The sequence below is a fragment of the Leptospira johnsonii genome (genome assembly GCF_003112675.1).
Classification (GTDB): domain Bacteria; phylum Spirochaetota; class Leptospiria; order Leptospirales; family Leptospiraceae; genus Leptospira_B; species Leptospira_B johnsonii.
On record NZ_BFAY01000011.1, the window covers coordinates 403135 to 415688 of the forward strand.

Annotated in this window: 13 protein-coding genes; 2 read left to right on the top strand and 11 right to left on the bottom strand. The window is 39.4% G+C overall.

The genetic code is table 11. The features are described 5' to 3' along the window. Window positions 1–79: 79 nt before the first annotated feature. The 8 genes from LPTSP_RS10770 to LPTSP_RS10805 all read right to left on the bottom strand — a co-directional run bounded on the left by LPTSP_RS10770 (window position 80) and on the right by LPTSP_RS10805 (window position 8019). The gene (locus LPTSP_RS10770) at window positions 80–715 is read right to left on the bottom strand and encodes a peroxiredoxin (RefSeq protein ID WP_086448156.1); all 636 of its coding nucleotides are present in this window, start codon (window positions 713–715) and stop codon (window positions 80–82) included. Window positions 716–893: 178 nt separating this feature from the next. Beyond that, a complete protein-coding gene (locus LPTSP_RS10775; RefSeq protein WP_108928765.1) occupies window positions 894–1712 on the bottom strand; it encodes a VanW family protein in 819 nt (272 codons plus the stop codon). After that, complete coding sequence (locus LPTSP_RS19045; RefSeq protein WP_135354753.1) at window positions 1709–2299, bottom strand: hypothetical protein; 591 nt, start codon at window positions 2297–2299, stop codon at window positions 1709–1711. Before LPTSP_RS19045 ends, LPTSP_RS10775 begins: the two co-directional genes overlap by 4 nt. Window positions 2300–3128: 829 nt before the next feature. Next, window positions 3129–4532 (bottom strand): discoidin domain-containing protein, encoded by a 1404-nt coding sequence (locus LPTSP_RS10785; protein WP_108928767.1) that lies wholly within the window; start codon window positions 4530–4532, stop codon window positions 3129–3131. Between the two features lie 63 nt (window positions 4533–4595). Beyond that, complete coding sequence (locus tag LPTSP_RS10790) at window positions 4596–5135, bottom strand: NADPH-dependent FMN reductase (RefSeq protein ID WP_108928768.1); 540 nt, start codon at window positions 5133–5135, stop codon at window positions 4596–4598. Window positions 5136–5210: 75 nt separating this feature from the next. Then, window positions 5211–5912: an HAD-IA family hydrolase gene (locus LPTSP_RS10795; RefSeq protein WP_108928769.1), complete on the bottom strand. Its 702-nt coding sequence runs from the start codon at window positions 5910–5912 to the stop codon at window positions 5211–5213. 85 nt (window positions 5913–5997) lie between these two features. Beyond that, complete coding sequence (locus LPTSP_RS10800) at window positions 5998–6747, bottom strand: type 1 glutamine amidotransferase domain-containing protein (RefSeq protein WP_108928770.1); 750 nt, start codon at window positions 6745–6747, stop codon at window positions 5998–6000. After that, entirely contained in the window at window positions 6748–8019 is a 1272-nt protein-coding gene (locus tag LPTSP_RS10805) for a serine hydrolase domain-containing protein (protein WP_108928771.1), read from the bottom strand. Window positions 8020–8288: 269 nt separating this feature from the next. Here LPTSP_RS10805 and LPTSP_RS10810 point away from each other — a divergent pair, with 269 nt between their 5' ends. Further along, window positions 8289–8765, top strand: coding sequence for an LIC_10730 family protein (locus tag LPTSP_RS10810; RefSeq protein ID WP_108928772.1), 477 nt, complete (start codon window positions 8289–8291; stop codon window positions 8763–8765). 69 nt (window positions 8766–8834) lie between these two features. Beyond that, window positions 8835–9167 (top strand): divalent-cation tolerance protein CutA, encoded by a 333-nt coding sequence (cutA, locus tag LPTSP_RS10815; protein ID WP_108928773.1) that lies wholly within the window; start codon window positions 8835–8837, stop codon window positions 9165–9167. A gap of 24 nt (window positions 9168–9191) precedes the next feature. On the opposite strand, the gene LPTSP_RS10820 is transcribed toward cutA, so the two are convergent. Genes LPTSP_RS10820 through LPTSP_RS10830 form a run of 3 tightly spaced genes read right to left on the bottom strand, consistent with a single transcriptional unit; the run spans window position 9192 to window position 12525 of the window. Beyond that, complete coding sequence (locus LPTSP_RS10820) at window positions 9192–9800, bottom strand: rhomboid family intramembrane serine protease (RefSeq protein WP_108928774.1); 609 nt, start codon at window positions 9798–9800, stop codon at window positions 9192–9194. Further along, window positions 9797–11794, bottom strand: a complete 1998-nt coding sequence (uvrB, locus tag LPTSP_RS10825; protein ID WP_108928775.1) for an excinuclease ABC subunit UvrB — start codon at window positions 11792–11794, stop codon at window positions 9797–9799. Before uvrB ends, LPTSP_RS10820 begins: the two co-directional genes overlap by 4 nt. Before the next feature lie 59 nt (window positions 11795–11853). Beyond that, window positions 11854–12525, bottom strand: coding sequence for an ATP-binding protein (locus tag LPTSP_RS10830; RefSeq protein WP_439957009.1), 672 nt, complete (start codon window positions 12523–12525; stop codon window positions 11854–11856). Window positions 12526–12554: the final 29 nt, after the last annotated feature.

The window sequence follows — 12554 nt, forward strand, 5'->3', positions numbered from 1 at the left end:
CCGAGATAACTTTATAAAAATAGAATATATAAAAAAGGAGTCCGAAGACTCCTTTTTAAAACAGGCAATCGTTTCTTGCTTACTTATTCGGCTGAGGAGTGTATCTCAGATAAGGTTTAATCTTTTTAAAACCTTTCGGAAATTTTTTCTCGGCATCTTCATCGGAAACGGAAGGAACTATGATGACGTCCTCTCCATGTTTCCAGTTAGCGGGAGTTGCAACGCTGTAATTTGCAGTCAATTGGAGAGAATCGATCACTCTTAAGAGTTCGTCGAAATTCCTTCCAGTAGATGCAGGATAAGTCAAAGTCAGTTTTACTTTTTTATCCGGGCCTATCACGAACACGGAACGAACAGTTGTAGTCTCACTTGCGTTCGGATGGATCATATCGTAAAGACCGGAAACTTTTTTGTCCGCATCCGCTATGATAGGATAGTTTACAGTAGTGTTTTGGGTTTCGTTGATATCTCCGATCCAACCCTTATGAGAGTCTACTGGATCCACGGATAATGCGAGGACCTTCACATTCCTTTTTTCAAATTCCGGTTTAATTTTTGCAACGTAACCAAGTTCTGTGGTGCAAACGGGAGTATAATCTTTCGGATGCGAGAACAAGATCCCCCAACCTTCTCCCAAATATTTATGAAATTCTATCGGTCCTTCGGAAGTTTCTGCCTGGAAATCCGGGGCCACATCACCTAATCTAAGTGCCATAATCGATACTCCTACTTTCAATTATGGTCAACTTCGCAGAATAATGCAAGAATTTTATTCGCTATAGCAGATTATTTATTTAAAATATAGGATTTATAACAATAAAACAGAGATTTTAGTGTTTTTTGTATATTTATAAGAATTTTCAGCAGTTTTAAGGCATCCATATCTCTGATTTTTATTCAGATAAAAGGGGATTATACATTACCCATGCGGTATTCTCAGTTATAAATTGATCCTCAACCAAGGTATCATCTTCGAATATCTTTCTTCGGATTTCGTTTCGGCGAGTATAACCTCCCCAAGGCTCCCCTCTAAATTGATGTCTAGATTCATAGACCTCATAGGAGAAGATTCTCGGTAAATTGGATCTCCATTCTCCTTTTAAAAAATCACCTTCTAACCATACCTTAAGTTGGTATTCCGCGCTTGTGTCGTTCCGGATCTGAAGATCTATATAATTATAAGCACATGTTGCTCCCGACCCAAATGGTAAAGTGCGATTTGAATCAGGAAATACATCAAAACTGTGCCTCCATCTTTCGATTACAGTTAAGGGAGAATGGAGAGTCATCCAATAGATCAAATTAGTCATTTGGCATAAACCCCCACCTGTTTTTGCGAAGAACCCTCCATTGCGAAGTTGCATGCCTGGTAAAAATCCTCTGCTTGAAGTTGGTTTACCCACCAAACGCCAAAATGAAAAAACCTTTCCAGGTTCTATGATCAAACCATTCAAGCACCGGGATGCGATTTCTAAATTTTTAATCTTATTATATTGTAAAACCATCTCTACATCCTTTAACTTCCGGAGAAGAGGAGATTTATGTTCGAAGATCAAGAAAGGAAAATCTTCTGAGGATTTATTTTTTGCAAAATCGAATCTTTGCAATATCCATAATATTCTTCTTTTTATCCTGAAATATAGGCTCCCCAAAAGCATTCTTAAAGAAGAGCGAACAACTCGTTTTTTAAAATCAAATGGATCTGAATTCATTTAGAACCTTCGTATTTCTTTAATATAAAATTTGGCCTCTCTCTGAAAGGATTAATCCAACTTTCAATTCTTGATAGGCTCTCTTCATCTCTTTCTTCTTCTTTTGTAGAATGAAAATAATCCCAGTCGGATTCTTTTACCAAAAGATAATTATCCAGAGAAATTATAGGAGCTTTGAAAATCTTTTTCCCTTTTAGATCAAAAGCCAAATCCAATTCCCTATACGAAAAACCTTTTACTATCCTAAATATTTCTGAATCTTTAGGAAGTTCTTTCTTCGCCTTATCATCCGGCTTCCATGAAAGACAATCATACTCTTTATAAAATTTAATAAATTCACAGAACCCGTGATGTGCAATTAAAAGTCCGGGTTCAAATTTCTCAGGAAAAGAAGCAACAGCCCTTCTAAAGGCCCGGTAATCATGGCCGAATTTGTTAGGATCCGATTTTATACCCAAAAACCAAATAAAACAAATCAGTATCCCAGCAAAATAGGCCTTCCTGGAACCTCTTAAGAGCACTTCCGAAATCCAAAGTATAGATAAAAGAATTCTAAATTGCAGATCCGCAAAGGAGGCCCATGGCAAAAACAATCCTCCTAAAATACATAAAAGAAAAATGGATTTTCTTTCTAAAATTAAGAAAAGAAAAATCAGTGCCCATTCTAAAACGAATGCAATTCCATAAATCCTATAGGCATCTAATAATGGAATGTCGGAATTGTTTCCGGCTGCTATCCTTCCCCCGAAAGTAAAATTAAAAATATATATACGAATAATATATAGTAAAATAAGCAAAGCGAAAGCAATTAGGGTTATATTTAAGATTTTCCAGGAATTTCTTTGGAAGACTTTATCCAGAAAGAATCCAAGCGCAAATAAGATTCCCAAAATCAGAAAAACTGAATGTGTCAAAATGGAAATCCCTACAAAAAGCAGAGAAAGGATAAGGTATTTAATATTCTTATAATCCATTAGGAATCTCAAATATAAAGAAATCCCAATACTAAAAAAACCTAAACCCCAAGCTTGTTTCGGATATAAAAAAGAGATCCAAATTCCGGACAAAAAAATGAAAAAAGGAAAATTGCCTCTTTTTACATCTTCATCCGACAATATTGTTTCGGAAAATCGGATGGTTAAAAATCCGCTAGTGATAAGAAAGAAATAAGTAACAAATCCGAAAATGAAAAGGGATTTTTCGGATTCTCCGAAAATTCGAAAAATCAATTCGACAATACGAAATACAAAGGATGTATCAGGAGAATGTAATTGACCTGTGTTTATTAAAGATTTTGCCTGAACCCCATACCAGTAGATATCCTTTCCGGGGAGATTTTCCGAAGAAAATAAAAGCAAAAAGATGCCAGGCAGTAAAAACAGTCCCAGCATCTGTAAGATACTTTTTATAAAAGATTTAGTAGTAACTACCGTAGATTTTTGTCCCCTTTATATCGAGTATACTAGCATCAGAAGAAATCGCATCACCATCACAACTAATCTCAGGATGAGAGCCTACTTTTATTAATTTTAGTCTGTCCGAAAAAATTTCAGTTTTAGATTCTTCTGAAATATCAGTAGAATCATATGGGCCTGTCCCAGAATTCTTGATAGTTTTATATACACTATATAATCTTCCAAAAATATAGATTTGGCTTTCTTCTTTCGAATTTTTTTCTAAAATCCAATTTCCATCCATGACCACATCCACACCTTCATTCCCGGACGAAGATCTCCAATATACGAAGCTGCCGTTAGGGCGCAATGTGATGCTATCATTTATCATACATTCAGTATTTTCCAGTTTATCTCCCAAAATATCTCCGATCGGAGTACCTTTGGCTTTTTCTATAATAGATCTTTCTCTCGCCAAATACTGTGAATCGTTCACAGTGTAACGTTCTAGATTTGGACCTAAAAGTATCATTTCACTTAGGGCAGTGTCCTTCCATTTTTCTCCGGACCATGCTGCTTCAATCGTAAATTTAAACTGTTTTCCCGTTAAAGGTTTGGATAAAAGGATTCTTTGAGATCCAGCTCTATCTAAAAGGATTACTGATGTAGATTCAGCCCCATTAGAAATGGAAAGTTTTTCCACTCTACCGTTCTTTTTAAAATGCTCATCTGATCTTTGGTATCCGTTATACACTTCTAATCCGGATAGAGTTATTTCTTTTTCTAGATCAATCTGTATATATTCTCCAATCCCATCATCAGATTTTCCTTCCACCCATCCGAACTCTTTCGCTCCATCAAAGAGATTATAGGCAGGATATCCTTCTTTCGGTTCCGTTACCGAACTCGCTATGACTTTTCCATCAATTCCGATAGGAAATAAAACGGGTGCTTTTTTATCATTTTTGTAAAATTCAATCTCGTCTAACTCTATTGATTGCACTCCCTTAGAAAAGACAGGTTCTACGTATAAGGAATGTACTAGCGAACCAATTTGGAATTTTTCACCACATTTTGCCCTTCCGTAGAAGCTAGCATTTATATACGTTGCATACTCTTGAACGCTGGAGGCGGGACATACAAATACGATGGAATCTATTTTAGTGTAACCTGCTGTAACTCCTGGCAAATCCATCTTTGACTCATTGGCAAAGAAAAATGTAATTCCTTCCTTAGGTGTCCGTGAAACGTAAGGCTTCCAAGACTTTCCGGAAATAAAAACGTTTTCCGGACGATATCCTTCTTTATATGAAGTAGCTTGTATAGTTTCTATTAATACACCGTTTTCGCGATCGAATTTTTTGCCACAGTTTACGCAAAAAATTTGCGATAAAAAGAATACGACTATGATGCCTTTATATTTCACCGAAATGCTCCCAGAAGAAGATTCCGACAAAAATAGTAGATCGAGTCATTTAAGAAAAGTATTTTAACCGGATTCTCGTATTAAATTTTCTAGATTCTCCAAAAAATTTCGCAGATTCCTTTCGGTTTGAGCATCCGTTATGTACCCTTCTGGATCCACTTTCTTATTCACAGCAGGAATACTTAGAACACAATCATCGTTTATCTTTACTGTAAGAACATTCAATAAATGTAAAAAAGCTTCCTGGGCCTTGGAAGCTCCCCCGTAACCAGGAGATGCATTGATGAGTCCAACCGGCTTTCCATAAAGTTCCGCGCTGGATACGATCCAATCCAGTGCATTCTTCAAAACTCCCGGGATCGCAAACGCATATTCAGGACTGGAAAAAAGAATGGCATCAGCTTCTTTCAATTCCTTTCTCCATTGCGTAACTTCTTTAGGAGGAGAATCAGTATCTAAATCAGGATTAAAATGTGGGATCCGATCCAATGGATCTGCGAGAGTAATTTGCAAAGGATCATTTGCGATCCTTTTTGCTGCGAGTAATAAGGCTGTATTGGAAGAACCTTTCCTTAAACTTCCGGAAACTGCGAGTACTTTCATTCTTGTTCTAACTCGATTCTTTTTGTATTCGGTTAGACTTGTCTGGAGAAAGAAAAGAATTCGAAAGAAGGAGAACTAGCCTTTTTTTAATATTGCAGTCAGCTCTCTCAGATCCCGGATATCACCCTCTGAATGTTTATGAAAAGCAGTCCATCCTCTGGATCTCGTGGGTAGGATATCCAACTCTACTTTATCACCGCAGTAGATGAGCTTGTCCGGAGAAAGTCCTACAAGTTTCTCCGCCTCCTGGAAGATCAAAGGAGAAGGTTTTTCGTATCCGAATTCTGCAGAGACGATCACTGGATAAAAATAATCCAAGACGCCTACGCTAGCCAACAACTGTTTGAGTCTGTGATCCCAGTTGGAAATGATCCCGAGACCAGCCCCCCTTTCTTTTGCAAATTCTACTAATTCGTAAAAGCCAGGATCTATCTCCCAAACGGAAGGTTCATCAAAACGTTTGAATATGGATTGGAAAATGGGATCTGGTTCCAGATCGGATCCTATTTCTTTTAAGAAGAAGCCTAGGAGTTCTCTCCACCAGCCTTCGCTTCCGTCCTCATGTGCATGGAACTTATCCCTATGATCAGGGAGTGGATGGCGCGTCATGTGAGCATAGGCCTTTCGAAACGCCCTTTCCATATATCCGTTTGGATGTTTGGAACCGTCCAAGCCGAATTCATTGAGAACTTCAAAATACACTTCCCCTGCGGGCTTTTTCATAGTAAGGAGAGTGTCTCCTACATCCAGAAAAATGTAATGTTCTTTGGAGCTCATTTCGTTATTAACGGAGAGTTCGTAAGTCGAACTCTAATATAGTCAATATGTCTAGACTTTATTAGAGGAAAATCAAAAACCACAACTATCCGAAGAATTCGGGAAGCTCGTATGCAAACTTATGAGCGTCGCCTGGCCATCTTGCGGAAAGGTAAGACTTATCTAAAACACTGAACCCTGGTTTAATATTGGAGAAACTATCTCTTGCGATCGGCATAGGCCCTTCTTGAAAATCTATTTTGGATTCCAAGAAGGAGATCACTTCGTCCTGTAAAGGTGTAGGATAAGTTCTATAATAATCTCCAAGCCAAGCCCGAGTCAAATTCCAAGCCAAAAGTTCCTGAGACCTCAAAAGTCCTGTGGTTTTCAGTCCGTATAAACTGGACTTTTTTGTTTTAGGGTTTTTGGATCTTGCTGCGAGAAGCACCCCGTGACAGATCGCGGCAACAGGCTTTCCTTCTGCAAATGTATTACCCACCAACTTCTGCAAGGGCTCGGATTCCAAATACACTCTCATTCCTTTTGCATGTCCTCCAGGAAGAAGTAACACATCGAACGAATCTAATTTGATAGACTCGTACTTTTTGGGATTCAAAAATTCATTCGATTTTTCTAATTCTCTATAAAGCAGAACATCGTCATTCTTTGCTCTTAAGACCGGAGCAAGAATTCCCAAACCTTTTCCGGTGACCATTCTGAAATCGGCTTCTCCAGCGGTACCACTCGGAGTAGCAAATATGATCTTATATTCATTATCTTTTAGAACCTTCCAAGGTACGGATACTTCTGTGGGATCGAAATCGATTTGTGGGATCGGGATTAGAACAGTCTTCATTTAAGGATGATTTTGTTTCATCCCTGGTTCTGCTGCAATCCTTGTTTCATCCGCTCCTTCTTTAAGCTTAGGGTCCAAAGAAGTTCTAGCAGATATTTTTAATTCTTTAAGAAGTGCTTCTTCCCTATCAGGAGAAGGGATCTTATCCGTTGAGATTAAAGAAGCCTTAAGCGCATCCAAAACGGAGGTTAAAACTAAATCGGGAGCTTTGTCCCAAATAGCGCTTGTCATCACTAAAACGATCTTACGATGAGGGATCACATAGATGAACTGTCCGCCTTTTCCATTTGCCATGAAACTAGGCTTTCCTTCGAATTCATGGATCCAAAATTGGAGTCCATATCTCTTTTCTACACCTGGTTCCAAGGTTAGAGCGATCCATTCGGGTTTTAAGATCTGGCGGCCTTGCCACTTTCCTCCATCTAGATAGAGTTGCCCTAACTTAGCCATATCGATAGGTCTCAAACGAAGTCCAAAACCTGCGGTCTGTCTTCCGGATTTGGAAGTATACCATTCTTCTCCCTTAAAACCTAACCAAGAGAATGCTGTGCTCTTGGAATATTCATATAAGGTTTTTCCGGTTTTGGCTTCCAGATAACCTGCAGCCAATTGCGTATCTCCATTAGAATATTCGAATTTAGTTCCCGGAGCGGCAGATACTGCTGGGGTCCAAGCGATCGCAAGCGGGTCAGCATCCGTTCTGATATCTTCTTTTTTAGGAAAGGAATCCCAACCCATTCCGGAACTCATACGTAGTACGTCCTTTAGTCGGATGGATTCTTTTCCTTTTAATTCGGAAGGAAGAAGTCCAGGTAAACTAGACTCAGCAGTGGAAATACTATCTTCCAAGTCTACTCCGCAATCGTTCGTATAACAAATCCCTAATAGCATGGAGACCACCGATTTGGTCACGGAATACATATTATGGTTATGATTTCGGGAGATCCCTCCGGCATATCTTTCAAATACCAGATTTCCTTCTTTCAATATGAGAAGGGAACGAACCTCAGTTTTTTCCTTTCTGAGCTTTTTAGAAAGTTCCACCAGGGGCCTGGAATCCAGTCCCAATTCTTCCGGAAATTCCACTCGGAAACCTTCTACAGGATTTCTATCTAAGGTCTCGTTTTGGTCCCAGGCAAGTCCTGAAGGAAGTTTAACCCAGCCCCAGTCCAGGGCGCTACAGTTGGAAATGAAAAGGATAACTAAGGAGAGAAGAAAGAAACGTTTTACTGATGTATTAGAAAAAAAACTACTCACTAAAAGACCCTCCATTCAAATTCTTAGGTCTTAAGTACTGCTTAGACAGACTCTACTGTAGGTTATCCCACATTCAATACTATTGAGACCTTGTCTGGAAATTTTTTTCCAGTCGATTTCTATGTAAAAGAGTGCAAAAATTATGTATTTATTTGTTAAGAGACGAAAATATTCACCTAATCCCAAAGGTTTAGTTTTTAAAAAATTCCTTTTTCTTTCCTTGTCTTCCAGTTTTACCGACGGAATCTGTAAAAGCCGTCTGCCGAAATATCGACTTTCTTCTTATGAAAATTAAACTCGGAATATTACTATTCTTCTTTATTCTAAACTGCTTCTTCGCAGTGGATTGGAGTTCCAACGAATCTGGCAAGATAAGGGGAAAAGGTTCCGTCGAAGATTTTCCGGAGCCTGAAAATGCTAACCTAAGCAAACAGGAACTTTCCAAAAGGCCCCAAAAGGGAGGCTTCAAGACAAGAGAAGAGCAGGAACTTTTCGATATGATGATCTCCGCTGGCTCCGATCAGAACACTGCTCGGAATTGTGCCTCCAAATACGGGAACTGTAAGAGCCAATGTTGGACCCAATATCCTATCCCTAAGGTAGAGACTGTTTTTACTGCAATCACCGTGGATCGTAAGAGGGAAGATTGTATCGCAAAATGCAGTAATCTTTGCGATGATTATATTCCTTCGACTTCCAGAGGTTCTATGCCGAATTCAGGCAAAGGAAATTATTCGGATCCTAACGCTCCCAGATACTGATCTAATCTTTCTAAAGAAAGACTGGACAAAGAATGAATACTTCTTATCCTCCTTTTTCTCGGAGGAACAATGTCTTCATCTCAAGAAATTTTAATCTTCACTACTCTGGCGGATCGCGATCTAGCAGAAGAGTATATCGCTGAAATGCTCCAGTTAGGCATCATAGTAAGTGGTACCATTTTTCCAGAAGTGGCTCTTTTGTATCAATGGGAAGGAAAACTCACTATCGATTCGGAAAACAAAATTCTTCTAAAGGCAAAGGCAGACAAATACGCTGCTATCGAAGAATATATCATGAAAAAACATCCTTATCTTGCGCCCGAGATTATCAAACTAGATGTAAGTTTCGGTTCGGATAAGTTTAAGGCTTTTATAAAGGACAAGATCGCAAAAGGGGGTTAATACCTTTTGCATTTTAGAAAAGTCTTATATAAACGCACCAAACACGTATTGGATAAATGCAATCAAAGAAAGGGGTTGTACTAAGATTGCAACCGCAAGTCCAGTTAGAGCTCCGTAAAAATGTGCATCGTGATTGATCCCATCTTGCCTATTCTTAGAAGCATAATAAGAATAGGCCAAATACAAGATCGCATATAATGGTCCAGGTATCGGGATCGGTATAAAGAAAAAGAATATTTTAGAATACGGATAGAACAAGATAGAAGCAAATACGATTCCGGACGTTCCACCGGAAGCTCCTAAGCTTGCATAATTCGCATCCGCTTTATTTTTCTGGAAAGATACTAGATTTGCGATCAGAATACTCGCTAAGTACAACCCCATAAATCCGAGAGGCCCGAGTACCATATCCACATGCCTTCCGAAAAAATACAAGGTCAGCATATTAAAGAATAGATGAGAAAAATCCGCGTGAACAAAACCGCTCGTGGCTAAAGTATAATAGTTCCCTTCTTTAGAATCTCTGAAAGGCCTGAGGATCAATTTGTCTAAAAGATTCTGATCCGCATACAATGTATAAAGGCTGATAATCCCTGTGACTATTATAGTGATAAGTGTGATGTCTAATCTCATTTTTCCTCTGTAGGATTCACTTTGATGGTAAGCATTTTGTCTCTAAGCAAGGCTGCTCTTTCGAAATCTAGTTCCTTGGCTGCTTTTAACATTTCTTCCCTGATCTTTTCTTTCATTTCTTCTTTAGAAGAGAAGTTTTTCTCTCGGAACTTTTTGTTGATCTCTTCTGCAGCCTGTTCTTCCGGAGCCAGTTCCTTTTCAGTTCTCTCGATCATATCGGCAATTTCCTTTTTGATCGTTTGAGGAGAGATCCTGTATTTCATGTTATGTTCTTCTTGGATGGCTCTTCTTCTTTTAGTCTCCTCTATGGCCTTGATCATAGAATCAGTCATCTTATCCGCGTACAATATAGCTGTTCCATTGATATTTCTTGCGGCCCTACCAATGGTCTGTATCAGAGACTTATAATTCCTTAAAAACCCTTCCTTATCCGCGTCCAAAATAGCTACAAGTGAAACTTCAGGAATGTCCAACCCTTCTCTTAAGAGGTTGATCCCTACAAGAACATCATATATTCCTTTTCTGAGATCTCGGATGATCTCTACCCTTTCCAAGGTGTCCACTTCGGAATGCAGATAAGAAATTTTGAGCCCTAGTTCCTTATAATAATCCGTCAGGTCTTCCGACATCTTTTTGGTCAATGTGGTAACGAGTACCCTTTCTCCCAGTTCTATCCTTTTTCGGATCTCCACTAAAAGATCCTCTACCTGATTTTTAGTCGGCCGGACTTCTACGTTCGGATCCAAAAGTCCTGTAGGACGAATGATCTGCTCTACTCTTGTTTTACTCTTTTCCAATTCGTACTCGGCAGGTGTTGCGGACACATAAAGAGTTTTAGGAGTTAAAGTTTCAAATTCTTTAAAGTTCAAAGGTCGATTATCAAGGGCAGAAGGTAATCTGAATCCGAAATCCACCAGAGTTTGTTTACGAGCTCTATCGCCTGCGTACATTCCCCCCACCTGAGGAATGGTAACATGTGACTCATCCACTATGAGTAAAAAATCTCCACGAAAATAGTCGATGAGGCAAGCAGGCCTTTCTCCTTCTTTTCTTCCTGTGAGATGACGGGAATAATTTTCGATCCCGTTACAGTAACCCATCTCTTGAAGCATTTCCATATCGTAATTCGTTCTAGATACGATACGCTGCGCTTCTAAAAATTTATTCTCTTTGGTGAACTTGATCTCTTGTTCCGCCATCTCATCTTTAATTCTTTTGACGGCGTCCTTTATCAAAGGAGGAGACATGATGAAGTGTTTTGCAGGATAGATAAAACATTTTTCCTGTTTTGCAATCACTTGAGCGGTAACTGGATGGATCCTGGAAATTGAATCCACTTCGTCGCCGAAAAATTCGATCCGGAATGCGTCCGTATGATAAGCAGGATAAACTTCGATAGAGTCGCCTCGTACCCTAAAATTTCCCCTAGAGAAATCTGTATCATTCCGGTTGTATTGTATATGAAGTAATTTGCGAATGACCTGGTCTCTATCTATGATATCCCCTTTTGTCAAAGCAACAACAGAGTTCACATATTCTTCAGGAGATCCTAAACCATAAATACAGGAGACAGAACTGACAATCACTACATCGTCTCTTTCCAATAGAGAAGAAGTCGCCCTTAGTCTGAGCTTGTCTATCTCCTCATTCATGGACATATCTTTTTCGATAAACGTATCGGAAGAAGGTACGTAAGCCTCCGGTTGGTAGTAATCGTAATAAGAGACGAAATACTCCACGGCATTCTCCGGGAAAAACTCCTTAAACTCACGGAATAACTGTGCCGCCAAAGTTTTGTTATGCGACAGAACCAAGGTAGGAAGTCCCATATTCGCGATCACCTGGGCCATGGTGAATGTTTTTCCGGAACCGGTCACACCCACTAAGGTAACCTTATCCTCGCCCTTTTGAAATGCTTGGCCTATTTTTTCTATGGCTTGGACCTGGTCCCCGGCAGCTTTGTAGTTGGAATGAATTTTAAAAATTGAAGACATACTCTAGGAAAGAAAGACCCGAAAATCGAAGAAGTGTAAAACTTAAAAAAATACGGAATTCACTTTGGAAGGATTTTTTCGGCCATAAATAAAGCCTGTCTCTTGTCCTCTAAGATTTCCAGATCCATTTTATCGAATAATTTTTGCATAACCATCATCCCTCTCATGAGAGTGGCTGTGGAAGAAAATTTCCCTCTTTCTATATCTTCTTCGATATTCAATTCTCTTAGGTTGTTCACCAGTCGGATCTTAAAAATTCCACTTTTTTCGATTGAATAGGCGACTTCTACATTTCCCCCGTCACCATATTTGACAGCATTCTCCACGGCCTCGATGGAGCCGATTGTCAGGTCCACGATCATGTCCTCGTCTATTCCGTTCCCTCTCAGGAAAGATTCCATTCTGCTTCTTACATATTGCATTGGTTGGAATTCGGTGCGCCCGAGTAGAAGGTATTCTTCGTTTTTGGAAGTTTTTTTGCGGAGAGAAGATTCTGGAGAGAGAGTGTATTCTCTCGGATCTAATTTACTTTTTGCTGCTTCTCCCGAAACAACCAACTCGTCTAGAACTTTAGGAACCCAATCAGGAGAGAAAGAAGGCTCTTCTCTGAATTTTCGGAGAGTGTCCATACGGATCCACGCATGGAAATCCTGGGAATTACCTGTTAAACCGTTTGCTAGGAGTTCCCTAATGCGGGCTTGTATCTCTCCTAGGGAAAAGGACATTCCCATATTTTTCCATAGGACCGTTTTTTTCGAGG